27 protein-coding genes, 1 other RNA gene and 1 pseudogene are annotated in these 23,709 nt (G+C 62.8%); 17 read left to right on the forward strand and 12 right to left on the reverse strand.

Going from position 1 to position 23,709, the window contains the following annotated elements; all coding sequences use genetic code 11:
• The first annotated feature begins 122 nt into the window (after nucleotides 1-122).
• The 4 genes from NUH87_RS18415 to NUH87_RS18430 all read left to right on the forward strand — a co-directional run bounded on the left by NUH87_RS18415 (nucleotide 123) and on the right by NUH87_RS18430 (nucleotide 4,649).
• On the forward strand, nucleotides 123-776 hold the full coding sequence (locus NUH87_RS18415) for a DUF1120 domain-containing protein (protein ID WP_338522178.1): 654 nt from the start codon (nucleotides 123-125) through the stop codon (nucleotides 774-776).
• Between the two features lie 141 nt (nucleotides 777-917).
• Complete coding sequence (locus NUH87_RS18420; protein ID WP_338522179.1) at nucleotides 918-1,610, forward strand: fimbria/pilus chaperone family protein; 693 nt, start codon at nucleotides 918-920, stop codon at nucleotides 1,608-1,610.
• 70 nt (nucleotides 1,611-1,680) lie between these two features.
• Nucleotides 1,681-4,101, forward strand: a complete 2,421-nt coding sequence (locus tag NUH87_RS18425; protein WP_338522180.1) for a fimbria/pilus outer membrane usher protein — start codon at nucleotides 1,681-1,683, stop codon at nucleotides 4,099-4,101.
• A complete protein-coding gene (locus tag NUH87_RS18430; RefSeq protein ID WP_338522181.1) occupies nucleotides 4,098-4,649 on the forward strand; it encodes a hypothetical protein in 552 nt (183 codons plus the stop codon). Before NUH87_RS18425 ends, NUH87_RS18430 begins: the two co-directional genes overlap by 4 nt.
• Before the next feature lie 4 nt (nucleotides 4,650-4,653).
• Here NUH87_RS18430 and NUH87_RS18435 read toward each other — a convergent pair whose 3' ends face one another.
• The 4 genes and pseudogenes from NUH87_RS18435 to NUH87_RS18450 form a co-directional block, all read right to left on the reverse strand.
• Nucleotides 4,654-5,391, reverse strand: coding sequence for an amino acid ABC transporter ATP-binding protein (locus NUH87_RS18435; RefSeq protein ID WP_338522182.1), 738 nt, complete (start codon nucleotides 5,389-5,391; stop codon nucleotides 4,654-4,656).
• Nucleotides 5,378-6,025 (reverse strand): amino acid ABC transporter permease, encoded by a 648-nt coding sequence (locus NUH87_RS18440; RefSeq protein ID WP_338522183.1) that lies wholly within the window; start codon nucleotides 6,023-6,025, stop codon nucleotides 5,378-5,380. Before NUH87_RS18440 ends, NUH87_RS18435 begins: the two co-directional genes overlap by 14 nt.
• Nucleotides 6,025-6,689, reverse strand: a pseudogene (locus NUH87_RS18445) (amino acid ABC transporter permease). The gene NUH87_RS18440 and the pseudogene NUH87_RS18445 overlap by 1 nt, the downstream one beginning before the upstream one ends.
• A 24-nt stretch (nucleotides 6,690-6,713) precedes the next feature.
• On the reverse strand, nucleotides 6,714-7,499 hold the full coding sequence (locus NUH87_RS18450) for a transporter substrate-binding domain-containing protein (RefSeq protein ID WP_338522184.1): 786 nt from the start codon (nucleotides 7,497-7,499) through the stop codon (nucleotides 6,714-6,716).
• Nucleotides 7,500-7,750: 251 nt separating this feature from the next.
• Here NUH87_RS18450 and NUH87_RS18455 point away from each other — a divergent pair, with 251 nt between their 5' ends.
• The 5 genes from NUH87_RS18455 (at nucleotide 7,751) to NUH87_RS18475 (ending at nucleotide 13,005) form a co-directional block, all read left to right on the forward strand.
• Nucleotides 7,751-8,449, forward strand: a complete 699-nt coding sequence (locus NUH87_RS18455) for a FadR/GntR family transcriptional regulator (protein ID WP_338522185.1) — start codon at nucleotides 7,751-7,753, stop codon at nucleotides 8,447-8,449.
• Nucleotides 8,450-8,612: 163 nt separating this feature from the next.
• Nucleotides 8,613-8,939, forward strand: coding sequence for a thioredoxin TrxA (gene trxA / locus NUH87_RS18460; protein WP_338522186.1), 327 nt, complete (start codon nucleotides 8,613-8,615; stop codon nucleotides 8,937-8,939).
• A 242-nt stretch (nucleotides 8,940-9,181) separates the two neighbouring features.
• Nucleotides 9,182-10,441: a transcription termination factor Rho gene (gene rho / locus NUH87_RS18465; RefSeq protein WP_040071618.1), complete on the forward strand. Its 1,260-nt coding sequence runs from the start codon at nucleotides 9,182-9,184 to the stop codon at nucleotides 10,439-10,441.
• Nucleotides 10,442-10,570: 129 nt separating this feature from the next.
• Nucleotides 10,571-12,037, forward strand: a complete 1,467-nt coding sequence (ubiD, locus tag NUH87_RS18470; protein ID WP_040071617.1) for a 4-hydroxy-3-polyprenylbenzoate decarboxylase — start codon at nucleotides 10,571-10,573, stop codon at nucleotides 12,035-12,037.
• Entirely contained in the window at nucleotides 12,037-13,005 is a 969-nt protein-coding gene (locus tag NUH87_RS18475; protein WP_040071616.1) for a CDP-6-deoxy-delta-3,4-glucoseen reductase, read from the forward strand. Before ubiD ends, NUH87_RS18475 begins: the two co-directional genes overlap by 1 nt.
• Nucleotides 13,006-13,075: 70 nt before the next feature.
• Here the strand turns inward: NUH87_RS18475 and NUH87_RS18480 are convergent, their stop codons facing one another.
• A complete protein-coding gene (locus NUH87_RS18480) occupies nucleotides 13,076-13,525 on the reverse strand; it encodes a sn-glycerol-3-phosphate transporter (protein WP_338526858.1) in 450 nt (149 codons plus the stop codon).
• A gap of 348 nt (nucleotides 13,526-13,873) precedes the next feature.
• Here NUH87_RS18480 and NUH87_RS18485 point away from each other — a divergent pair, with 348 nt between their 5' ends.
• The 3 genes from NUH87_RS18485 (at nucleotide 13,874) to NUH87_RS18495 (ending at nucleotide 15,831) form a co-directional block, all read left to right on the forward strand.
• On the forward strand, nucleotides 13,874-14,521 hold the full coding sequence (locus tag NUH87_RS18485) for a gamma-glutamylcyclotransferase (RefSeq protein WP_338526860.1): 648 nt from the start codon (nucleotides 13,874-13,876) through the stop codon (nucleotides 14,519-14,521).
• 225 nt (nucleotides 14,522-14,746) lie between these two features.
• A complete protein-coding gene (locus NUH87_RS18490; RefSeq protein ID WP_338522187.1) occupies nucleotides 14,747-15,283 on the forward strand; it encodes an anthrax toxin-like adenylyl cyclase domain-containing protein in 537 nt (178 codons plus the stop codon).
• Entirely contained in the window at nucleotides 15,235-15,831 is a 597-nt protein-coding gene (locus tag NUH87_RS18495) for a hypothetical protein (protein WP_338522188.1), read from the forward strand. The genes NUH87_RS18490 and NUH87_RS18495 overlap by 49 nt, the downstream gene beginning before the upstream one ends.
• A 55-nt stretch (nucleotides 15,832-15,886) precedes the next feature.
• Here the strand turns inward: NUH87_RS18495 and NUH87_RS18500 are convergent, their stop codons facing one another.
• Together NUH87_RS18500 and NUH87_RS18505 are read right to left on the reverse strand one after the other, a co-directional pair.
• Nucleotides 15,887-16,495 carry a flagellar basal body-associated protein FliL gene (locus NUH87_RS18500; protein WP_338522189.1) on the reverse strand — a complete coding sequence of 203 codons (609 nt, stop codon included), beginning with the start codon at nucleotides 16,493-16,495 and terminating at the stop codon, nucleotides 15,887-15,889.
• Nucleotides 16,496-16,613: 118 nt separating this feature from the next.
• The gene (locus NUH87_RS18505) at nucleotides 16,614-17,591 is read right to left on the reverse strand and encodes an NADPH:quinone oxidoreductase family protein (protein WP_040071609.1); all 978 of its coding nucleotides are present in this window, start codon (nucleotides 17,589-17,591) and stop codon (nucleotides 16,614-16,616) included.
• A gap of 157 nt (nucleotides 17,592-17,748) precedes the next feature.
• Here NUH87_RS18505 and NUH87_RS18510 point away from each other — a divergent pair, with 157 nt between their 5' ends.
• Nucleotides 17,749-18,165 carry a flagellar basal body-associated protein FliL gene (locus NUH87_RS18510; protein ID WP_040071608.1) on the forward strand — a complete coding sequence of 139 codons (417 nt, stop codon included), beginning with the start codon at nucleotides 17,749-17,751 and terminating at the stop codon, nucleotides 18,163-18,165.
• Between the two features lie 23 nt (nucleotides 18,166-18,188).
• Here NUH87_RS18510 and NUH87_RS18515 read toward each other — a convergent pair whose 3' ends face one another.
• Nucleotides 18,189-18,638, reverse strand: a complete 450-nt coding sequence (locus NUH87_RS18515) for an EVE domain-containing protein (protein WP_040071604.1) — start codon at nucleotides 18,636-18,638, stop codon at nucleotides 18,189-18,191.
• A gap of 185 nt (nucleotides 18,639-18,823) precedes the next feature.
• Here NUH87_RS18515 and NUH87_RS18520 point away from each other — a divergent pair, with 185 nt between their 5' ends.
• On the forward strand, nucleotides 18,824-18,982 hold the full coding sequence (locus NUH87_RS18520; RefSeq protein WP_157016069.1) for a hypothetical protein: 159 nt from the start codon (nucleotides 18,824-18,826) through the stop codon (nucleotides 18,980-18,982).
• 46 nt (nucleotides 18,983-19,028) lie between these two features.
• On the opposite strand, the gene NUH87_RS18525 is transcribed toward NUH87_RS18520, so the two are convergent.
• From NUH87_RS18525 to NUH87_RS18540, 4 genes are all read right to left on the reverse strand, one after another.
• Complete coding sequence (locus NUH87_RS18525) at nucleotides 19,029-19,634, reverse strand: 5-formyltetrahydrofolate cyclo-ligase (RefSeq protein WP_040071749.1); 606 nt, start codon at nucleotides 19,632-19,634, stop codon at nucleotides 19,029-19,031.
• Nucleotides 19,635-19,720: 86 nt separating this feature from the next.
• A non-coding RNA gene (ssrS, locus tag NUH87_RS18530) (6S RNA) lies at nucleotides 19,721-19,899 on the reverse strand.
• 31 nt (nucleotides 19,900-19,930) lie between these two features.
• Nucleotides 19,931-20,248 carry a cell division protein ZapA gene (locus NUH87_RS18535; RefSeq protein ID WP_040071603.1) on the reverse strand — a complete coding sequence of 106 codons (318 nt, stop codon included), beginning with the start codon at nucleotides 20,246-20,248 and terminating at the stop codon, nucleotides 19,931-19,933.
• On the reverse strand, nucleotides 20,245-20,454 hold the full coding sequence (locus tag NUH87_RS18540) for a TIGR02449 family protein (RefSeq protein ID WP_040071602.1): 210 nt from the start codon (nucleotides 20,452-20,454) through the stop codon (nucleotides 20,245-20,247). The genes NUH87_RS18535 and NUH87_RS18540 overlap by 4 nt, the downstream gene beginning before the upstream one ends.
• 145 nt (nucleotides 20,455-20,599) lie before the next feature.
• On the opposite strand from NUH87_RS18540, the gene NUH87_RS18545 reads away from it, so the two are divergent.
• From NUH87_RS18545 to ubiH, 3 genes are read left to right on the forward strand one after another with little or no spacing between them, the layout of a single operon-like run.
• Nucleotides 20,600-21,154 carry a YecA family protein gene (locus NUH87_RS18545; protein WP_338522190.1) on the forward strand — a complete coding sequence of 185 codons (555 nt, stop codon included), beginning with the start codon at nucleotides 20,600-20,602 and terminating at the stop codon, nucleotides 21,152-21,154.
• A gap of 28 nt (nucleotides 21,155-21,182) precedes the next feature.
• Nucleotides 21,183-22,517, forward strand: coding sequence for a Xaa-Pro aminopeptidase (gene pepP, locus NUH87_RS18550; RefSeq protein WP_338522191.1), 1,335 nt, complete (start codon nucleotides 21,183-21,185; stop codon nucleotides 22,515-22,517).
• The gene (gene ubiH, locus NUH87_RS18555) at nucleotides 22,514-23,701 is read left to right on the forward strand and encodes a 2-octaprenyl-6-methoxyphenyl hydroxylase (protein ID WP_338522192.1); all 1,188 of its coding nucleotides are present in this window, start codon (nucleotides 22,514-22,516) and stop codon (nucleotides 23,699-23,701) included. The genes pepP and ubiH overlap by 4 nt, the downstream gene beginning before the upstream one ends.
• The last annotated feature ends 8 nt before the right edge of the window (nucleotides 23,702-23,709 follow it).

The raw sequence follows: 23,709 nt of genomic DNA on the forward strand, positions 1-23,709 counted from the left end.
TATTTATCGGACTGCATTCGGGAGGCCTAAGTGCTTGCCCGGTTTCGGGTGTGATCCCGGATTGAATCCCGCAGTCCTGAATAACAGGCATCTGCTAAAACTTGATAATAGGGAGTAGGAAAATGAAGTCGGTATCCGGATGGGCACTCGGTGCCCTGTTGGTTGCGCTGGGAGGCAATGCCAACGCCGCGGACTTGTTGGTGAAAGGGACGATCGTTCCGGCCAGTTGCACATTGAGCCTGCACAATGGCGGCGTGGCCGATTTTGGGAAAATCCGTGCCGCTGAACTGAGCCCCAATGCCTACACGCGTCTGCAGCCCAGGGGAGTGCCGTTTACGGTCAATTGCGATGGTGGCACCCGGGTGGGGGTGAAGACGCTCGACAATCGCTCCAGCAGCAAGGTCCCGGGGATCCTGCAGGCGGCCCTCGGCCCAGGCTATAACGATGCCTACAACTACGGCCTGGGGACCACGGCGGTCGGCCAGCGGATCGGTGGCTACGCCCTGCGCGTGACGGATTCCGTGGCCGATTTCCCGCTGGTCAACACCATCGTCTCGACCAATAACGGATTGAACTGGAGTCGTGGCAACGGTGCCTTGGGCCAGTATCAGAACATCATGTCCTGGAGCGGCTTCTTCGCCACTCATCCGGCGTCGGTACAACGGGTCAGCGGTCGGTTGGAAGTTCAGCCGGTTATCAATAAGACCTCCGAGTTGGATATTACCCAGGAACTGTATCTGGATGGCTTGGCAACGCTGGAACTGCGTTATCTCTGAATTACGCTGATGTAAGTAATGGAGTGGCCGGCACGAGACTATGTGCCGGCACGCTCTTTTTATATGTGTTGAACAATAAAAACGTATTCGCAAGGAGCGTATCGCTTGAATGTTGTACCCCTTATACCCAGGTCCGGGTCATTGTCTGCCAGTGTGCTGTTCTTTCTCCTGGGCGTGTTCTGGAGTGTCGCCCGTGCCGATGGCATGCAACCGGAAACCACGGTGGTGATTCTCTATGAGGAGGAGGGGGAGGCGAGTATCCATGTCAAGAACACCGACAGCGGTCCGGCCTTGCTGCATTCGGCTGTCGAATCCATTCCCGAGGATCTTGAATCCTTGGTGGTGATCACGCCGCCTGTCACTCGGGTCGATGCCGGTGAGACGCAGTTGGTCCGGTTTCTCACCGCCAACAGCCAGCCACTCAAGACCCAGCGTTTGAAGCGCGTCACCTTCGAAGGCATTCCCCAGCGCAAGAGCGGGTCCGGCGCCACCGTCGGCATCAGCCTGCGCCAGAACCTGCCGCTGATCCTGCATCCCAAGGGGCTGGCGCGGCATCCGGCGCCCTGGAAGGAGCTGACCTGGCATTTGGACGGGGCCCGACTGGTGGTGCGCAATGACAGCCCCTATGTGGTGCGCCTGTCACCGGAACTGGAACTCAATCCGCACAAGGTCAGCGTGATGCTGAGTCGCGGTTACGTCCTGCCAGGGGAGACGCTGGCGGTTGAAACGGACGCGACACAACCCGTGGCCACCTCGGTCACGCTGCAGCCCGCGACGGTCTATGGTTTTGCCGTCGCCCGTCACGAAGCGCCCATTCTGCTCGAGGCGTTGTGACGCCCTCATGAGAAACCCAGGACAGCCAGGTAGGTTCGCCCCTGCATCAGGGGTGGCGAAGGCGCTCGGTGTGGCGGCTCTGCTGGGACTGGGCGAGCCGGTCGCGGCCGAGAAACGGGAGGATGCGGCTGAAGCGGAGTTTGACCTGTCCGTGCTTTCTGAGCGCGGCCTCGATCCGCAGGTGGCCGATTACTTCCGCACGGCGCCACGCTTTCGCGAGGGAATGCAGCGGGTGGCACTGGAACTCAACGGCAATCGCCTGGGGCTGGCGGAACTGCGTTTCGACCGGGACGGCCAGTTGTGTTTCACCTCCGGGCTGCTGGACAAGGCCGGCTTGAAGATGCCCGACGCAGACGCGCAAGTCGTCGAGGAGGTTTGTCACGCCTTTCTGCGCGAGTACCCGCAAACCCAGGTCATCCTGCGCCCCAACCGCGAGGAGGTTGCCCTGCTGGTGCCGACCCGGGCCCTGCGCGGACCGGCGCTCGACAGCGGTGTCTACGCCCGTGGCGGTACGGCCGGGCTGCTCAATTACGATGTGCTGGGTTTCGATACGCGCTCGCGCCAGGGTGGTGGACGTTTCTTTTCGGCGACCACCGAGGCCGGGTTCAATGCCGGCGACTGGATTGTCCGCAGCCGCCAGTTGCGTGTTTCCAACGACGGGAAAGAGCAGACCGAGCATCTGTATGCCTATGCGCAGCGAGACTTCCTGCCGTGGCAGACGACCTTCCAGGCCGGCCAGATCAACAGTGCCGGGCCGGTGTTTGCCGGGGTCCAGCTTTCCGGCATGCAATTCATGCCCGATGGCGCGCAGCGGGGCCAGGCCGGGCGCGGTGTGTGGGTCGAGGGGATGGCTTTCGATGCGTCGCGGGTCGAGGTCCGCCAGTCCGGGGCGTTGATCCATACCAGCCTGGTGCCGCAGGGGCCCTTCAGCCTGGGCGGCTTGCCGCTGCTCAACGGCACCAGCGACCTGGAGGTGAGGGTGATCGGCCCATCCGGCAGCGAGCGTCGTTTTGTCGTGCCCGCCGCGTCCTTTCCGGGCGCCGCGGCGCTCCAGCCCGGCTACTACCTGGCCCTGGGTCGGCTGCGCAGCGGTCAGGGCCGCGGCGAAGAACCGCCGTTGCTCGCCACCGGCAGCGGTACCTGGGGACTGGGCCAGGCCACGTCATTCAGCGCCGGGCTGCTAGGCAGCGATGACTACCGTTCCAGCGGTTGGGCGCTCGACAGCCGCCTTGGGCAGCAGGTCGGCGTCGGCCTGCGCAACAGCTTGTCCCATGACACCCGGCGCTCGCTGGCGGGGAGCCAGAACAGCCTGTCGTTGAACAGTCCGCTGGGGGCGGGTGTCGATCTGGACCTCAGCGCCACGCTGCGCAGTGCCGGTTATCGCGATCTGCTGCAGGTCGGCGAAGTGGGCCTGAAGGACGATCCCGGTTCACGCTTCAGGCACCAGTACACGGCCGCGCTTGGCTGGTCGGATAGTCAACTCGGCGGTTTCAGCCTCGGTTACTCGCGCAATCTGATGTTCGACGGGCGCCTGTCCCGGCGTCTGCACGGCTCATGGAACAAGAGCTACCGCCATGCCAGCCTGAGCCTCAGCGTGGATTCCGACCTCGGTTCGGGCGGCGACCGCCACGCCATCGACTCGGGCCTGGGGGTGCGGCTGGGGGTCAGTGTGCCGCTGGGCGGTGACCGGCGGATCAGCAGCTACCTCAATCGTCGTGGCGAGCGCCTCGATATTGGCGGCGACTACCGCGAGCGGGTCAACGACACGCTCAGCTATGACCTGGGGCTGGAGCAGGACCTCAAGGGCGACCGGCAGATCACCCGTGGTAACCTGAACCTGATGCCGCGTTACACCCAGGTCGGCCTGGGGGTGACCCATAGCCCCGCCAGCACCAGCTACAGCGGGCAGTTGTCCGGAGGCCTTGCGCTGCACGAGGGCGGCCTGACGTTCTCGCCCTACGCGATCCAGGAGACCTTCGGCGTGGTCTCGGTGGGCGATCTGCCCGGGGCGCGGATCGCCACGCCCCAGGGCCCGGTCTGGACCGACTTCAGCGGTCAGGCGGTGGTCGCCGGGCTGCCGGCCTACCGCAATAGTCAACTGGAAGTCGACACCCGCTCGCTGCCACGGCGGATCGACCTGCGCAATGGGACGAAAAACCTCGAAGCCGGGCGCGGCTCATTCCATCGGGTGGATTTCACCGTGGTGAAGGTTCGCCGGCTGCTGCTCAAGGTCACCGACGAAAGCGCCGAGCCGTTGCCCCAGGGCGTCTCGGTGTTCAGCCAGGACGGGGCTTTCCTGACCACGGTGGTCGGTGGCGGCATGGTTTTCCTGGACAACGTCGAGGCCGGTCAACGGCTCACGATCAGGCTGGCGGATCACACGGCCTGCACGCTGCCGGTCGAGTTGTCCGAGTCCGCGGACAGTGATCGGCTTTATGAAACGGCCACGGCGGTTTGCCGGGCGAGTCAATCCAATGGAAGACCTCTATGAACGCTCGCGTCCGCGCGGTTCTACGGCGTAGTTGCGTCGTGCTTGTCCTGTTTTCAGCCCCGGCCGGCGCCAATGACTGCACGCTGTCGCTGAGCCAGTCGCAGATCGAGCTCGGTGCGCTGCGCCCGGGTGGCCTGGCGCAGGTAGCAGGGCAGCCTGACCTGTTCCTCGGCACCCGCCGGCTGAGCCTGAATATTGCCTGCCCCTGGCCGACCTCGATGGTGCTGCGTTTCGAGGGGCCGGCGGCGGGCTCGCAGGCCTTTCGTTTCGATCGGCAGGGGCGTTTCACGGTCGGCCTGAGTAACGCCGTGCTCGACGGCCAGGCGGTGACCCTGGCGGCCGCGCAACGCCCGGCCGAGGCCGCGGCCAGTCGCTTGATGGCGCCGGGCCAGAGCCTGGTGGTGCTGGCCCGGGACCTGCCGGCCAAGGGGCGATTTTTCTCGGCGCAGGTCGAGATCGACACTCACCTGCCGGTCAGTGCGACCCGGGTGCGCGACGAGACGCCGGTCGAAGGCCGCGGCCGTTTCGAGTTGCTGTCGGGGGAATAGCGGCTCAGGCCGGCTGTTCCACGCTGCCGATGAAGTTCGCCAGCTCCGCTGTTTGCGGGCGGGCGAACAAGACCTTGGGGTCGCCCGTTTCATGCACCTTGCCCTGGTGCATGAACACCAGTTTGTCGCCGACTTCCCGGGCGAAGCGCATTTCGTGGGTGACCATGATCAGGGTCATGCCTTCCTTCGCCAGCTGGCGGACCACGCTGAGCACTTCGTTGACCAGTTCCGGGTCCAGCGCCGAGGTGATCTCGTCGCACAGCAGCACCTTGGGCGACATCGCCAGGGCCCGGGCGATCGCCACGCGTTGCTGCTGGCCGCCGGAGAGGCGCTCGGGGAAGGCGTCGAACTTTTCCCCCAGGCCCACCCGCTCCAGCATCCGTCGTGCCAGCTCGGCGGCCTTGGCCCTGGGCACTTTCTGCACCACTTGAGGCGCGAGCATGACGTTTTCGCCGACGCTCAGGTGCGGGAACAGGTTGAACTGCTGGAACACCATGCCGACCTTCTGCCGCAGGCTGCGCAAATCGGCGCGGGCGGCGTCCAGGTAGTGGCCGTCGACCTCGATCACCCCGTCGTTGATCGATTCCAGGCCGTTGAGGGTGCGCAGCAGGGTGCTCTTGCCCGAACCGCTGCGCCCGATGATCGCCACCACCTGGCCTTCCTCGACACTCAGGTCGATGCCCTTGAGCACGTGGTGATCGCCGTAATACTTATGCAGGGCTGAAACTCTAAGAAGCGGCATGCAGTCTCCTTTCCAGGTAGCGCGCACTGAGGGACAGGGGGTAGCACAGCAGGAAGTAGCCGAGGGCTACCAAGCCGTAGACCATGAAGGGTTCGAAGGTGGCGTTGGCGAGCATGCCGCCGGTCTTGGTCAGCTCGGTGAAGCCGATGATCGAGGTCACGGCGGTGCCCTTGATCACCTGCACCGAAAAGCCCACGGTCGGCGCCACGGCGATGCGCAGGGCTTGCGGCAGGATCACATGGCGCAGTTGTTCGTAGGGGCTCAGGGCCAGGCTCGCCGAGGCTTCCCACTGGCCGCCCGGAATCGACTCGACGCAACCGCGCCAGATCTCCGCCAGGTAGGCGCTGGTGAACAGCGTCAGGGCGATGGCCGCCGCCAGCCAGGGCGAGATATCCACCCCGAGCAGGGCCACGCCGAAAAACACCATGAACAGCTGCATCAGCAGCGGCGTGCCCTGGAACAACTCGATGTAGGCCCGGGCGCAGCCGCCGGCAAAACGGTTGTCACTGATGCGCAGCACCATCACCAGCAGGCCGATCAGCCCGCCGCCGACAAACGCCGCCAGCGACAGGACGACGGTCCATTGCAGGCCTGCCCACAGATTGCCCAGGATGTCCCACAAGGTGAAATCCATTAGCGGTTCCTCGCGATGTAGCGGCGGCCCAGCCAGTTCAGCAACTGGCGGATCAGCAGCGCCATGACCAGGTAGATCAAGGTGGTCAGGGCGTAGGTTTCGAAGGCGCGGAAGTTGCGCGACTGGATGAAGTTGGCGGCGAAGCTCAGTTCCTCGGTGGCGATCTGCGAACAGACCGCCGAGCCGAGCATGACGATGATGATCTGGCTGCTCAGGGCCGGCCAGACCTTGCCCAGCGCCGGCAGCAGCACCACATGGCGAAAGGCTTCGAAGCGGGTCATGGCCAGCGCCGCCGCGGCTTCCAGTTGCCCGCGCGGGATTGCCTGGATACCGGCGCGGATGATCTCCGTGGAATAGGCGCCGAGGTTGATCACCATCGCCAGCACGGCCGCCTGCCACTCGGAAATCTGCAGGCCGAGGGACGGCAGGCCGAAGAAAATGAAAAACAGCTGCACCAGGAACGGCGTGTTGCGGATCAACTCGACGTAGACGCCGAAGATCGCCGCGAAGGGGCGGATCTGCCAAGCCCTGACCACGGCCCCGAGAATGCCCAGGCTGACCCGAGCACGGTGCCGATGGCGGTCAGCTCCAGGGTGAACAGGGCGCCGCGCAGCAGCAGGTCGGCGTTGTGCAGCACCGGCAGGAAGTCGAACTGATAAGCCATGGCGCGGACCTCAGGCGAGCGCGATCAGAGATCGGCCGGAAGCGGTTGCTTGAGCCACAGTTGGGCGTTCTTCTCCAGGCTGCCGTCGGCCTTGGCCGTGGCGAGGATCTGGTTCACCTTTTCCAGCAGGGCCGGTTCGTTCTTGTTCACGCCGACGTAGACCGGCGAGTCCTTGAGCTTGACCTTCAGTGCCGGGATGCGCTTGGGGTTGCGCTCGGCGATGGCCACCATCACCACGTTGCCGCTGGCGATCAGGTCGACCTGCTTGGCCAGATAGGCCGCGATGGTGGTGTTGTTGTCCTCGAAACGCTTGATGGTCGTGCCCTCGGGCGCCACGGCGGTCAGTTCGATGTCCTCGATGGCGCCACGGGTGACGCTGATGGTCTTGCCCTTGAGGTCGGCCAGGCCGTTGATCGCGGTGTCCGGCGGGCCGAAGACCGCGAGGTAGAAGGGCGCGTAGGCTCGGGAAAAGTCGATGACCTTCTCCCGCTCGGGGTTCTTGCCGAGGCTGGAGATCACCAGGTCGACCTTGCCGGTGGTGAGGAACGGGATGCGGTTGGTGCTGTTGACCGGGGTCAGCTGCAGCTTGACCTTGAGTTGATCGGCCAACAGCTTCGCGGTGTCGATGTCCAGGCCGCGGGGTTTCATGTCCGGACCCACCGAGCCGAACGGCGGGAAGTCCTGGGGCACGGCGACCTTGAGGGTGCCACGGGCGAGGATGTCGTCCAGGCCATTGGCGTGGGCGGGAGCCTGGCTCAGCATCAGGCTGGCCAGCAAGGCGGTGAGCAGGGCGCTGCGGCGTTTGGTCATGGCAACTCTCCGAATCCAGAAGGGCGATCTCTGGCCGGGGCAGTGCACAGCCCATGCCACACTCGCTCGAAGCCTGTTCCCATGGGGATTGCGGGGCCTTTTATGGTCTTACTGGTCTGAACAGTTGCCGGTTTTTCGCACTCTTATCGGGCATCTGCCGGCCGTGCTGAACCAGTGCTGGGCGCGACTTGCCGGATCCGGCCAATAGCTTTACAACTAGCGCTTTCCCGGACCTGACAGTTAGAAAAACGATGAATTCGATCTCCCGCGCCGTCCCGGAAGTGGCGCTGCAAGCCATCCGCAAACTGATCGCCGAAGAGGGCTTCGGCCCGGGTGACGTGCTGCCCTCGCAGCGCGACCTGGCGTTACGCCTGGGGGTGAGCCGGGCATCGCTGCGCGAGGCCCTGTCGTCCCTGAGTGCCCTGGGGGTGATCAGCGTGCAGCCGGGCAAGGGCGTGTTCGTGCAGGCACCGATGGAACTGACGCCATCGAACGGCCTGGCGTGGCCGTTCGCGGCCCAGGCTTCGCCAGAGGACATCTTCCAGCTGCGTTATGCCCTGGAGGGTTTTGCCGCGGGCCTGGCGGCGGTGACCTTGACGGCGAATGAGCTGGATGCGTTGCAGGACAACGTCGAGGCCTTGCGGGTGGAGCTCAAGGCCGGGGATTTCGAGGCGGCCGCCCGGCTGGATTTCGACTTTCACCGGCGCATCCTGCTGGCCAGCGGCAACCAGGCCATGGTCGCTATCCTCAGTGCCAGTGCCGAGTTGTTCCTGGAAAGCCAGAAGCTGCCGTTCATCCGGGCGGAGCGGGCCATGGAAACCTGGCAGGAACACCGCAAGATCCTCCGTGCCCTGGCGCGTCGCGCCTCGGGTCCCGCGCAGAAAGCGATGCAGGAGCACGTGCGCAATGCGGCCTTGCGCACCGGGATTGCCTTTGTCACGCCCTCTTGAGGTTCAATACCCGCTCTCAGGCCGGGCTCGCCTATAAAAACTCCTGCTATACCCAAATTGATGATTTGTCATAGTTAGACTCAATCAACTGCAGCTTCCTGAACGTAGGAAGGCCAGCTATGATGGACCACGTTTTTTTCTGCTTACAATCACGGAGACTTCCATGAGCGAACACATCAAGCACGTCACCGATGCTTCCTTCGAGGCGGAAGTTCTCAAGGCCCAGCAGCCAGTACTGGTCGATTACTGGGCTGAATGGTGCGGTCCCTGCAAGATGATCGCCCCGGTGCTGGACGAGATCGCCACCACCTACCACGGCAAGCTGATCGTCGCCAAACTGAACATCGACGAAAACCAGGAAACCCCGGCCAAGCACGGCGTGCGGGGCATCCCGACCCTGATGCTGTTCAAGAACGGCAACGTCGAGGCGACCAAGGTCGGTGCACTGTCCAAGTCCCAATTGACCGCTTTCCTCGACGCCCACCTGTAAGTCGGCGTCGTCAAAAAAGCCCCGCAAATAGCGGGGCTTTTTTCGTTGTCAGGGGCTAGACGCCTAGAAATCCAGGTGTTACATTCGGCCCTGCACTGGTTTCTCCACTGCCCCCTGCAAGCCGTCGCCGACGCACTCCTTTTCGAACAAGTACGCGATCCTGTCGCCTTCTCTGCGGCGCGGCCTCATTAAGCCAAAAGCTTAATTTCTCCCCCCTCCATAAATGATTACGTCATTCCTATATGAATCTGACTGAACTCAAGCAAAAGCCGATTACCGAACTGCTCGAATTGGCCGAACAGATGGGCATAGAAAATATGGCCCGTTCGCGCAAGCAGGATGTGATTTTCTCCCTGCTGAAAAAGCACGCGAAAAGCGGCGAGGAAATCTCCGGTGATGGCGTGCTGGAGATCCTCCAGGACGGCTTCGGCTTCCTTCGCTCTTCGGACGCCTCCTACCTGGCCGGCCCGGACGACATCTACGTCTCGCCAAGCCAGATCCGTCGCTTCAACTTGCGCACCGGTGACACCATCGTTGGCAAGATCCGCCCACCGAAGGAAGGCGAGCGTTATTTCGCCCTGCTCAAGGTCGACACGATCAACTTCGATCGTCCGGAAAACGCCAAGAACAAGATTCTCTTCGAGAACCTGACCCCGCTGTTCCCGACCGTGCGCATGAAGATGGAAGCCGGTAACGGTTCCACCGAAGACTTGACCGGTCGCGTGATCGACCTCTGCGCCCCGATCGGCAAAGGCCAGCGTGGCCTGATCGTGGCGCCGCCGAAAGCCGGCAAGACGATCATGTTGCAGAACATTGCCTCGAACATCACCCGCAACAACCCGGAAGTGCACCTGATCGTCCTGCTGATCGACGAGCGTCCGGAAGAAGTGACCGAAATGCAGCGCACCGTGCGCGGCGAAGTGGTCGCCTCGACGTTCGACGAGCCGCCGACCCGTCACGTGCAAGTGGCCGAGATGGTCATCGAGAAGGCCAAGCGCCTGGTCGAGCACAAGAAGGACGTGGTCATCCTGCTGGACTCCATCACCCGTCTGGCGCGTGCCTACAACACCGTGATCCCGAGCTCCGGCAAGGTCCTGACCGGTGGTGTCGACGCCCATGCCCTGGAGAAACCGAAGCGTTTCTTCGGCGCCGCGCGGAACATCGAGGAAGGCGGTTCGCTGACCATCATCGCCACCGCGCTGGTTGAAACCGGTTCGAAGATGGACGAAGTGATCTACGAAGAGTTCAAGGGTACCGGCAACATGGAACTGCCCCTGGACCGCAAGATCGCCGAAAAGCGCGTCTTCCCGGCCATCAACATCAACCGTTCCGGCACCCGCCGCGAAGAGTTGCTGACCGCCGACGACGAGCTGCAGCGCATGTGGATCCTGCGCAAGCTGCTGCATCCGATGGATGAAGTCGCCGCCATCGAGTTCCTGGTCGACAAGCTGAAACAGACCAAGACCAACGATGAGTTCTTCCTGTCGATGAAACGCAAGTAAGTCGAGCAGGGCCGCAAAAGCCGGGGAAACCCGGCTTTTTGCTGCCGGGTGTTTGTTCGATTGCACGGTATTGGGGCGAACCGGGTAAACTGCCCACCCCGAACGCCACGGACTCTACGAGGCTCACGCATGCAGTATCGCGACTTGCGCGACTTTATCAGCGGCCTGGAACAGCGCGGCGAACTCAAGCGCATCCAGGTTCCGGTGTCCCCCATCCTGGAAATGACCGAGGTCTGCGACCGCACCCTGCGGGCCAAGGGCCCGGCGCTGCTGTTCGAGAAGCCCACCGGTTTCGATATCCCGGTGCTCGGCAACCTGTTCGGCACGCCCGAGCGCGTGGCCCTGGGGATGGGCGCCGACGCGGTCAGCGAACTGCGGGAAATCGGCAAGCTGCTGGCCTTCCTCAAGGAGCCGGAGCCGCCCAAGGGGCTCAAGGATGCCTGGTCCAAGCTGCCGATCTTTCGCAAGATCATTGCCATGGCGCCGAAGGTGGTCAAGGACGCGCCCTGCCAGGAGATCGTCATCGAAGGCGATGATGTCGACCTCGGCAAGTTGCCGGTCCAGCATTGCTGGCCGGGCGACGTCGCACCGCTGATCACCTGGGGCCTGACGGTCACCAAGGGGCCGAACAAGGACCGCCAGAACCTCGGCATCTACCGTCAGCAGGTGATCGCCCGCAACAAGGTCATCATGCGTTGGCTCAGCCACCGTGGCGGCGCGCTGGATTACCGCGAGTGGTGCGAAAAGCATCCGGGCCAGCCGTTCCCGGTGTCCGTGGCCCTGGGCGCGGACCCGGCGACCATTCTCGGCGCCGTGACCCCGGTACCGGACAGTCTCTCCGAATACGCCTTTGCCGGCCTGCTGCGGGGCAACCGCACCGAGCTGGTCAAATGCCGTGGCAACGACCTGCAGGTGCCGGCTTCGGCGGAAATCGTCCTGGAGGGTGTGATCCACCCGGGCGAAATGGCCCCGGAAGGCCCCTACGGCGACCACACCGGTTACTACAACGAAGTCGACAGCTTCCCGGTGTTTACCGTGCAGCGCATCACCCACCGGATCAAGCCGATCTACCACAGCACCTACACCGGTCGACCACCGGATGAGCCGGCGATTCTCGGCGTGGCGCTGAACGAGGTGTTCGTGCCGATCCTGCAGAAGCAGTTCCCGGAAATCACCGACTTCTACCTGCCGCCGGAAGGCTGCTCGTACCGCATGGCCGTCGTGACCATGAAGAAGTCGTATCCGGGCCACGCCAAGCGCGTCATGTTGGGCGTCTGGTCGTTTTTGCGACAGTTCATGTATACCAAGTTCGTTATCGTCACCGACGACGATATCAACGCCCGTGACTGGAACGACGTGATCTGGGCCATCACCACGCGCATGGACCCCAAGCGCGACACGGTGATGATCGATAACACGCCGATCGACTACCTCGACTTCGCCTCGCCGGTGTCCGGCCTGGGTTCGAAGATGGGGTTGGATGCCACGCACAAATGGCCCGGCGAGACCACACGTGAGTGGGGCCGGGTGATCGTCAAGGATGAGGCCGTGACCCGACGGGTCGATGCCATTTGGAATCAGTTAGGAATAGATTGATGCGTGTGACCTTGCAGCCGTCCGGTGCCGTGCTTGAGATACGGCCTGGCGAGCGGATTCTCGACGGTGCCCGGCGCCTGGGCTATGACTGCCCGCAAAGCTGTCGCAACGGCAACTGCCATGTGTGCGCCGCGTTGCTGGTGGAAGGGCGGGTCGCGCAGGCCGGCGACGTGCGCGACCATGGCGAGTTCTACACTTGTATCGCAGAACCCCTGGAAGACTGTGTGGTGCTCTGGGATGGCGTGCTCGCGCAAGGAGAACTACCGGTGCGCAAGTTGGCCTGTCAGTTGATCGAATGTGCCGAGATCGGCGGGGATGTCTGGCGGGTGCGCCTGCGCGCGCCGGCGGGCAGGCCGCCGCGTTATCACGCCGGCCAGTACCTGATGCTCGAGCGCGACAATGGCGAGAAATCGGCGTTTTCCCTGGCGTCCGCGCCGCATGCCGGCCGCGACCTGGAACTGCATGTGCTGGTGCGCGAAGCCAGCGCCCAGAGTCTGATCGAGCAGTTGCAGCGCAACCGCATGGCGCGGGTCGAGCTGCCGTTTGGCGACACCCACCTGGCGCAATTGCCGGATGGACCGCTGGTGTTGATCGCGGCGGGAACCGGCATGGCGCAGATGCACAGTCTGATCGAACATTGTCGTTCCACGGGTTTCCAGCATCCGGTGCACTTGTATTGGGGCGTGCGCCGGCCCGAGGATTTCTACACGCTGGACCACTGGGACGAGTGGGCGCAATTGCCGAACCTGTTCCTGCACAAGGTGGTCAGCGACCTGTGTGGCTGGGAAGGGCGTTGCGGCCTGCTGCACGAGGCGGTCTGCGAAGACATTGCCGACCTGTCGACGGTGCACGTCTATGCCAGCGGCTCGCCGGCCATGATCTATGCGACGCTCGACGCCCTGGTGAGCGCCGGTATGGATGCGCACCAGATGCGCGCCGACGTGTTTGCCTACGCGCCGCGGCCTTAAGCTCCCGGGTTGGTGACACTTTGTGGCGAGGGGGGCTCGCCACAGGGTCTTCAAGCCTGCCGCAAACCCCTCAGAAGCGCACGCCCGCAGTGAGCATCGCCGCATTGAACCCCAGCAACACCAGTTCCGTTGCCACCGGCCCGTAATGCGCGCCGACGGAAGGAATGATCACCGGCGCAACGCCCAGGTGGTTCAACGGGATCTTGTCGCGGTACTGCCCCGTGTACCCCTGCAGCAAGCCGCCGCTGACCTTCAGGTACACCGGATAATTGGCGCTGTCGAAACGCTTGCCGGCATAGGCGTAATACGAGCGCTGGCTGAACGAGTTGCGAAACGTCGCCGCCCCATAGAGAAAGCCCGAAGCTTCATTGCGTTCTAGCCCGATCAGCTCCTGATGGCTGTTGTGGTCCGGGTCCGGTGAGAAGTGTTGGGTAAAGACGCTGGTTTGCAGCTGCCAGAAGCCCTTGTCACTGGCGTTCGAGCCGTCCGGCGATTGGGCCTGGGCGGTTGATGCCAGCATGAACAGGCACAGCGCCGGGATAAGGAATGATTTACCCATGGTCATTGACCCCTGGTGAATACGTAGCGGTTAAGTAGGCGGCCGTTATACGTACGTCGAGATCGGGTTGTCAGACCGCGGACTCTGAAATGTATGTAGGAATTATCCTTGACGCAGTGTTTGGCTTATCGTTATGCGATTTTTATAGTTAATTTATTTATTGCAGAACATTAGGCTATATATCCATCGGGCCAACGACGAAGGCAAGCTGGCCTACAGCACTTTTTCGCCACACGGTTACAGTGGCGCGTTTTATTACGGTAAAGTGACTGACAACTGGTAATGATCAGGAACCCCGCGCAATTCGCCATGACCGCTATCGATCCTGCGTTGCCGAGTTTGGCCTATCCGCCGCGCCTGGAACTGGGGGCGCAACTGACCCACGAGCAACTGCTCTGCTCCATGCAGGCCACCATGGCCCGGCACAAGGGCGGACCGGTCTGGCTGTTCGCCTACGGCTCGCTGATCTGGCGTCCCGAGTGCTCCGCCGTGGAGCGGGTGCGTGGGCGGGTCCACGGTTATCACCGGGGCCTGTACCTGTGGTCCCATGAGCATCGGGGCACGCCGGAGTTTCCGGGGTTGGTGTTCGGCCTGGATCGCGGCGGTTCCTGCAGCGGCTTTGCCTACCGGTTGCCGGACGATCAGTTGGAGGCTTCGCTCTATGCCTTGTGGCAGCGGGAGATGCCGGTGCCTTCCTACCGTCCGCACTGGCTCAGTTGCCGGTTGGAAACGGGGCAGACGGTCCAGGCCCTGGGGTTCGTGCTGGAGCGGCATTTGCCCAGCTATGCCGGCAACCTGCCGGATCATGTGTTGAACCAGGTACTCGAAAGCGCTTGCGGGCGCTATGGCACCACCCGCGACTACGTCGAACAGACGGCCAGCGCCTTGCGCAGCCACGCCATGCCGGATCGCAACCTGGAGGCGCGGCTCAAGCGCTGCCGTTCGGCCTCGCATTAATCCCCCCCCCGACGATGTTTCAGGCAATACCGTGAAATACAACACTCTATCTTTATAAGCTTCGAAAGCGATATTTGATATCGGCTAAAGAAGAAGTATCAATGGAGGTGTCGAAAGTTTATTAGGTTGTATTTGTGCTCAAGAATTGTTTCATTATCCGCATTCAGGAATGAAGCGGGGCGGTGCTATAACTGATCATCTTTTGAAGGTGAGTGGCGCTGCTCTATGAAACTTAATTTGTTGCGTGGTTTATCGGCGATTACCGGTACGGGCATGCCGATAGAGCATGGCAGGGCATTTCAACAGGTGGCCGATGCTCAAAAATGTGTGATCTCCGTACGGGCGGTGGGGGCCCTTGCCACCGGCTTGCTGCTTGAAGGCTATGCAACGAAAGGGTTTCACAATAAGGCTAAAAGTTGTACTTGGGGGCCGATGGCCGGTTTTGTCCTGGCGGACCCCAGGTTCACCAAGAACCCGGACTTTCAAAGTCAGCGCAAAGCATTGCAAGAGACCGTGCATTCAGGGTCCGGCCAAACACCGCTTTATATCACCGATAAACGGCGTAAAGCGCTGGAGAACCCACTGAAGTGCATGACGTTCACAGGCGGAAATAATCTTGAAATGCACTATACCGCCGCCGATCCGTCGGGTGCTCCCATCAAGTTTGTATTGAAACAGACAACGTCCGTTGCGGGCGCCAACGGAGAAGCGCTTTGGGGGTATTTTACGGGCCGCAGGAGCGCCGCCTGTCCAATGACTTGAAAGAGATGAATCAAGCGCCGGATCGTGCAAGCCTCCTACCGGTCATGGCCATCGTGGATAGCCACTGCTCGCCGCAAGTACGCGATACTTATCGGGCCGCAACGACTTGTGATTATGACCTGTGGGCGGTATTCCCCCGGCGTCATGCCTATTCCCGTTCAGGCGCAGATCGACGCATGGTGCCTGATACCGATCGCTTTCCCCGGAGCATGGACGTTTATACCCGACATGAACATCCCGACCTGGGCAATATGACCCCGCGCATCAGGGGGATTCGAAACGCCCTGAACACGGCCGTTTGCGCGGCAGGCTATCGTGGGGGAAATGTGGTGCATCACAGCGACGAAGCGGGCCGCCCTCTGGTGACGGACATTGATTTCCCCTCGCTGTTCTTCATTCCGGGGGAAGAGGCTCATTGCGCCCGGAATGTGCATGAGCTGAAGCAGTTGCTCTGCGTGTTGGGGTTTGACTACGTACTCGGATTGAATCCTGGCTGGCATCGTCAGCTAGGCCTCACCATGACTCGGCAAGGCCATTACGAAGTCTAGGCTCTGTACGAAAACTGCCTGCGCGACGATTTTTCGTACAGGCCCTGGCGCAGCCTCAGGAGCGAGCGCCGGTGCCGGGAAACGGCGGCTCCTGGACCTTCTCGCTGCGGGACTCGATCAACTGCCCCTGGTGATCGAAGCGCAGCACGATCAGCCAGTCATACACATCTTCCGGCCAGTGCTTGTACCCGGTGAGCTTGGTCGCATCGCCGCCGAAGGCTTCGATCAGGTTGTCGATATGCCCGTGGTGCCAGGCGATCAACACCACCGGTGCGGCGTTGTCCTTGCCCAGGGACTTGACCAGTTTGTCGACCTCGTCGTCGGCGTAGGGTTGTTCGATGGGCAGATTCAGGCGTTGGGACAAGGGTGTGAGGGTCAGGCGTGGCCGTTCGCTTTCCTTGCTGTCGCTGGTGGCGATCAGGCGTCGTGGCGTCAGTTGTCCACCGTCCAGTTGCAAGGGATCGAAGTAGCTGGCGTAGGCTTCGGCCCGATGTTCACCCTCGGGACTGAGTCCGCTACCCTCGGCGGGTTTCTCCGCATGGCGGACGATCAGCACTGTGACGTCGCGCAAGCCGTTGTCCTTTTGGGCCATGGCCGGCATGGCGAGTGTCAGTGCCGAGAAGGCGAGCATGCCGGGGAGCAGTGTCTGTAGCAGCTTGATCATGGATTTGCCTCGATGGGATACAGGGGCGCGCTCCTCATGAGCGCGCCTCGACCATGGGCAAAATATAGCGGTGTTTGGCCGGCTTGCCGGATGAAACCGCGGTCAGCGCCTCAGGTGCTCAACGCACCTGCACCACCACCTTGCCGACCGCCTTGCGCTGGGCGAGGTCATTGATGGCCTGGGCGGTGTTCGCCAGTGGATAGGTCTGCGACACCAGCGGCTTCAATTTGCCCTCGGCGAACCAGCTGAACAGTTGCTGGAAGTTGGCGGCGTTGTCCTGGGGCTGGCGTTGGGCGAACGAGCCCCAGAACACCCCGAGCACCGCGGCGCCCTTGAGCAGCGCCAGGTTCACCGGCAGCTCCGGGATGCGCCCGCTGGCAAAACCCACCACCAGCAGGCGGCCGTTCCAGGCGATGGAGCGGATGGCCTGGTCGAACAGGTCGCCGCCCACCGGGTCGTAGATCACGTCGGCACCGTTGCCGTCGGTCAGGCGCTTGATTTCATCCTTGAGGTTGTCCTGGCCATAGTTGATCAATTCGTCGGCGCCGAGGGCCTTGGCCACCGCGAGTTTCTCGGCGCTGCTGGCGGCGGCGATCACCCGGGCACCCATGGCCTTGCCGATTTCCACGGCAGCCAGGCCCACGCCTCCGGAAGCGCCGAGCACCACCAGGGTTTCCCCCGGCTGCAACTGCGCGCGCTGCTTGAGCGCGTGCATCGAGGTGCCGTAGGTCATGCTGAAGGCCGCGGCGGTGGTGAAGTCCATGGCGGCGGGGATCGGCATCACGTTATAGCCGGGGACTTTCACCTCTTCGGCAAAACTGCCCCAGCCGGTCAGGGCCATCACCCGGTCGCCGACCTTGAGGTGACTGACCTTCTCGCCCACGGCGGCGACCACGCCGGCCGCCTCGCCACCCGGGGAAAACGGGAAGGGCGGCTTGAACTGGTACTTGCCCTCGATGATCAGCGTGTCCGGGAAGTTCACCCCGGCGGCGTGCACCTGCAGCAGGATCTCGTTCTTGGCCGGTTGGGGACTGGCGACCTCTTCCAGCACCAGCGTTTCGGCGGGGCCGAAGGCTTTGCAGAGCACGGCTTTCATCGGGCTATTCCTTTGGGAGTGATGGCCGATAAGTGTAGGTGTGTGAGTCAGAGGGTCAACGAGCATGCCCCGCCCTGATAGTCCGCCATAAGCTTTTTGCTTGGGCGCTGCGGTGCGGGTCGCTATGCTAGGCCGCAAACCGGATAAGGAGCGAATTGTGAAAGCGTTGATCATGTTGATGTTGGCCTTGTCCCTGCCGATGGCGGCAGTGGCGGCGGAAGAGGCCAAGGAAGGGGAAGGGGCGGGTTCGAAAGTCAGCTATATCAGCCTGACGCCACCGTTTGTCGGTAACTATGGCCTGGATGGCGGCCCGAAACTCAAGGTGTACAAGGCCGATGTGGCCCTGCGGGTGACCGGCGACGAGGCGGCCAAGGCGGTCAAGGCCAATGAGCCGCTGATCCGTAACCAGTTGGTGGCGTTGTTCGCCCAACAGACCGTGGATTCGATGAGCAATGTCGACGCCAAGGAAAAGATGCGTCAGGAAGCGCTGAAGCAGGTTCAGCAGGTGATGAACGACGAAACCGGCAAGCCGGTGGTCGAGGACCTGCTGTTCAATAACCTGATCGTTCAGTAAGCCTGGCGCTACGCCCGGCAGGCTCAGCGCAACGCCAGAACCGTTGCCCACTGCTCGGGCGTGACGGGCATCACCGACAACCGGCTGCCCTTCTGCACCAACGGCATTTGCGCCAGCTCGGCCTGCTGCTTCAGGTAGCCAAGCCCGAGCACCTTGCCGAAGGTCTCGACATGCGCGACCTGCAATGCGCTCCAGGGATTCTTCTCGGCGCTGGCCTTGGGGTCGTGATACGGGCTCTCGGGGTCCAGTGCCGTCGGGTCCGGGTACGCCGCCGCCACGATCCGACCGATCCCGGCAATCCCCGGCTCCGGGCAACTGGAGTGATAGAAGAAGAACTCGTCGCCGACTGCCATTGCCCGCAGGAAATTGCGCGCCTGGTAATTGCGCACGCCATCCCAGCGCGCCTCGCCGAGCTTGGCCAGGTCTGCAATGGACAGCTCGTCGGGCTCGGATTTCATCAGCCAATAGGCCATGGTTTTGCTCCTTGGGCAATTTGTCAGGCAATTTTCCGTACTACCCGACAGTCGGTTGACGTCAATGTTTGCGTAGTGCTTCACGTTATCGCAAAATGCCGGGATTTTAAGCTTGACGCTGCTGCGCGGCCTGATAACGACAACCGCTGCTGTCATCGTGGATCATTTGCCTAGGGGGGCAATCGATGAAACGCAAACCGGATTTACTATGGATTCTGGTGATTTTGTTCGGTTTGGGCGTGGTCACTACAGGCTATGCCCAAGGCCTCTGGTCCGGCAAGAAAGACCTGCCGGTGGAAATCGTCCAGCAGCAACCGCAGCAGTCGACCCTGTTCAAGCGCTGATCCCGGCGGTTCCTGCAGGGGTTGTGATCGACCCGATGTTTTTTTGTCAGGGCGCGAAATACCAGGCACGGTCCGTGACGGTGCCCTGTAGCGGCACATCCCAGCTGGCCTGATTCAACTTTCCAACTTTTTGACACTCATGGGCCAGCCCCAGCAGTGTCGGCTTGCGCCAGCTCTGGCGACGGGCCAGGTAGGCCAGGCTGCGGTCATAGAAGCCGCCGCCCATGCCCAATCGCCCGCCCTCCGTATCGAAACCCACCAGTGGCAGCAGCACCAGGTCCAACGCCCAGACCTTGCGTTGCGCCGCCAGGTTGACCCGTGGCTCAAGGATGCGAAAGCGATTGGGTTGCAGCTTTTCCCCCGGCCGAATGCGCTGGAACACCATCCGGGTGCGGGGCCAGGCGCTCAGCACCGGCAGATAGGTGTGCTTGCCGCGCCGTTGCGCTTCACGCAGCAGCAGGCGCGGATCGATCTCACCGTCGGTCGGCAAGTACAGGGAAATGTGTCGGGCGCGGCGAAACAGCGGGTGTTGCGCCAGTTGCCGGTACAGGCCGCGCGCGGCCTGGCGTTGTTCGCTGGCGCTGAGTGCCCGGCGGGCCTTGCGCAGCAGTCGTCGAAGTTGCGGGCGGGAAGGCGGCGCAGGTTCGGTCATGGTGTCTGGCTTGGGCAATCGAGCGACCAGGACGGCCACCCGTTAACGCCAATGCCGGCGGTAATGGCCGGCATTGGGCTGGAATCAGGCTCCCCGACGTACCGCTGTCGGCTTGGCCCTTGAACCCGAGAGTTCAAGGTGGAAGTTGCAGGGGGCGTTAAGGCTTTCCGTCTAGCGGACATGCACACCGGCCCCAACGTGCAACCCCCGTGGTTTTGCGAATCGGCTCAGGGACATCACCAACTGGCAAGCACTCCAGGGAGTGACATCAGTATACCCGAAACTGGCCGTAGGAATCAGCCTTTGCTGTTGTCCGGATCAGAGGACAACGCCAGGTCGACACGATCCAGCAAATCACGCACCTGCTCGCGGGTCGGGCCGCCGGCCTGCACGTCAGGCCGTTCCTGGCGGTGCAGCAGGTCGTGGGTGATGTTCAGGGCGGCCATCACGGCGATGCGGTCGGCGCCGATGACCTTGCCGCTGCTGCGGATCTCGCGCATCTTGCCGTCCAGGTAGCGGGCGGCGCTGACCAGGTTGCTGCGTTCTTCCTGTGGGCAGATGATCGAATATTCTTTATCGAGGATCTGCACGGTCACGCTATTGCTTGAACTCATGAGTCTTGCTCCAGGGCTTTGAGGCGCGAAATCATCGATTCGACCTTACGCCGGGCGATTTCGTTTTTTTCAATGAGGGTTGCGCGCTCCTCGCGCCAGGTCTTTTCCTGAGCTACTAAGAGTCCATTTTGGCTTTTTAGTTGCTCGACCCGGGCAATCAGCAGTTCGAGTCTGGCCATCAGCGCTTGCAGGTCGGTGTCTTCCATCGTGTATCCACTGAATATGACTGATGAGCGGTAGTAAGCGCGGCGCGGAGCAAACGTTTGGACGGCCGATGGTCTGGCTCGTGCGCGAATGCTAGGATACAAGGCCTTCATTCTAGACATTGCGCCGCTTGGCGCCTAGCCGCCCATGCCTATTCAGAATTCCCCGTATAACGCCTTTGCCACCCTGCTGAGCACCAGCGGTCACCCGGTCTCGCCGGCCGAACTGCACGGCCTGTTGCTCGGGCGCAGTTGCGCCGGTGCCGGCTTCGAACCCGACAGCTGGCTGGTGGATGCCGCCGAGCTGCTCGAAGGCGAACCGCAAGACAACGTGCGCAACGCGCTGATCGGTCTGCAGGAGATGGTCAAGGGTGAGCTTACCAGCGATGACATGACCGTTGTCCTGTTGTTGCCCAGCGACGACGCGCCCCTCACCGAGCGTGCCGCCGCACTGGGCCAGTGGTGCCAGGGCTTCCTCGCCGGTTTCGGCCTGACCTACCGCGCCAACGCCCTGAGCGTCGAGGCCACCGAAGTGCTCCAGGACCTGGCGGCCATCGCCCAGGTGCAGGATGCCCTGGAAGAGTCCGACGACGCGGAAAGCGACTATATGGAAGTCATGGAATACCTGCGGGTCGCGCCGCTGCTGTTGTTCACCGAAGTCAACAAACCGGCTGAACCGGCTGCCAAGCCTTCTCTGCATTAAGTCTCTGGACAGGGAGCGCCGTCTGCCCATGATTCATATCCCGAAAGCGGAATACGCCCGGCGCCGCAAGGCCCTGATGGCGCAGATGGAGCCCAACAGCATCGCGATCCTGCCGGCCGCCGCCGTGGCGATCCGCAATCGTGATGTCGAGCATGTCTATCGCCAGGACAGCGATTTCCAGTACCTGAGCGGCTTTCCCGAGCCCCAGGCGGTGATCGTGCTGATGCCCGGCCGGGCCCACGGCGAATACCTGCTGTTCTGCCGCGAACGCAACGTCGAGCGCGAACTCTGGGACGGCCTGCGGGCCGGCCAGGAAGGCGCGATGCGTGATTACGGGGCCGACGACGCTTTCCCTATCAACGATATCGACGACATTCTCCCGGGCCTGATCGAAGGGCGCGACCGGGTCTATTCGGCCATGGGCAGCAACCCTGAGTTCGACCGTCACCTGATGGAATGGATCAACGTGATCCGCTCCAAGGCCCACCTCGGTGCCCAACCGCCGAACGAATTCGTTGCCCTGGATCACCTGCTGCACGACATGCGCCTGTATAAATCGGCGGCGGAAGTGAAGGTGATGCGCGAGGCCGCGGCGATTTCCGCCCGTGCCCATGTGCGGGCGATGCAGGCCTGCCGCGCCGGCCTGCATGAGTTCAGCCTGGAAGCGGAGCTGGACTACGAGTTCCGCAAGGGCGGTGCGAAGATGCCGGCCTACGGTTCCATCGTCGCGACCGGGCGCAACAGCTGCATCCTGCACTACCAGCAGAATGACGCGGTGCTCAGGGAGGGCGACCTGGTGCTGATCGACGCCGGTTGCGAGATCGACTGCTACGCCAGCGATATCACCCGCACCTGGCCGGTCAGTGGACGGTTTTCGCCGGAGCAGAAGGCGATCTACGAACTGGTACTGGCGGCCCAGGAAGCGGCGTTTGCCGAGATCGCGCCGAACAAGCACTGGAACCAGGCCCATGAGGCCACGGTCCGGGTCATTACCGCAGGGTTGGTGGAGCTGGGACTGTTGCAGGGCAATGTCGACGAACTGATCGCCGACGAAGCCTACAAGGCCTTCTACATGCACCGTGCCGGCCATTGGCTGGGGATGGATGTGCATGATGTCGGCGACTACAAGGTGGGTGATCAATGGCGCGTGCTGGAAATCGGCATGGCGCTGACCGTGGAACCGGGGATCTACATTTCCCCGGACAACCAGAACGTGGCGAAGAAATGGCGGGGCATCGGAGTGCGCATTGAGGACGATGTGGTGGTGACCAGGCAAGGCTGTGAAATCCTGACCGGCGGCGTACCCAAGACCGTGGCCGAGATCGAGGCGCTGATGGCGGCTGCCCGGACCGAAGCGGCATGAGTCGGTTCAACCTGGCGATCATCGGCGGTGGCCTGGTCGGTGCCAGCCTGGCGCTGGCCTTGCAGGCGGGGGCCAAGGCCCGGGGCTGGAAGATCGTCCTGATCGAGCCGTTCGCCCCCGGCGACAGCTACCAGCCCAGCTACGACGCGCGTTCTTCGGCGCTGTCCTTCGGTGCCCGGCAGATCTATCAGCGCCTGGGCCTGTGGCAGGCGATCGGCCAGCGGGCCGAGCCGATCAAGCAGATTCATGTGTCCGACCGCGGGCGTTTCTCCACCGCACGGCTGTCCGCCATGGAGGAGGGCGTGCCAGCCCTGGGCTACGTGGTGGAGAACGCCTGGCTGGGGCAATGCCTCTGGCGGGCGCTGGACAAGGAGGTGATCAGCTGGCGCTGCCCGGCGGAAGTCACTCACCTGCAGCCGCTGGAAGACGGCTATCGACTGACCCTGGGCGATGAAACCCAGCTGGACTGCGACCTGGCGATCCTGGCCGACGGCGGCCGTTCCGGGTTGCGCGAGCAGTTGGGCATCGGCGTGCGCAAGCGTCCTTATCACCAGAGTGCGCTGATCGCCAATATCACCACCAGCGAAGCCCACAATGGCATGGCCTTCGAGCGGTTTACCGACGAAGGGCCGATGGCCCTGCTGCCGCTGCCGGATAATCGCTGTGCGTTGGTCTGGACCCGGCTCGGGATGGATGCCCAGCGCCTGGCCGAGCTGGACGAGCGCAGTTTCCTCAATGAGTTGCAGGGCGTGTTCGGCTATCGCCTGGGCACCTTGCGCCAGGTCGGTGTGCGGCACCTGTACCCGTTGAGCCTGGTGGAAGCCGAGGAGCAGGTGCGCGGGCATCTGGTGGTGCTGGGCAACGCCGCCCACAGCCTGCATCCGATTGCCGGGCAGGGCTTCAATCTGTCCCTGCGCGATGCCCAGGCCCTGGCCGAGGCCTTGTTGGCGAGCACCGCGCCGCTGGGGGACCTGGCCACCTTGCAGGCCTATCAGGCGCGCCAACGCCTGGACCAGCAGCTCACGGTGGGGTTCTCCGACCAGGTCACCCGCCTGTTCGGCAACACCCAGCCGCTGGTCGCCCTGGGGCGCAATATCGGCCTGCTGGGCCTGGACCTGCTGCCGCCGGCCAAACGCTGGTTCGCCCGGCAAGCGATGGGCCTGGGCACCCGTTCCGATGCCTAGGGCATTCA

The organism is Pseudomonas batumici (assembly GCF_036585405.1).
Lineage (GTDB): Bacteria > Pseudomonadota > Gammaproteobacteria > Pseudomonadales > Pseudomonadaceae > Aquipseudomonas > Aquipseudomonas batumici.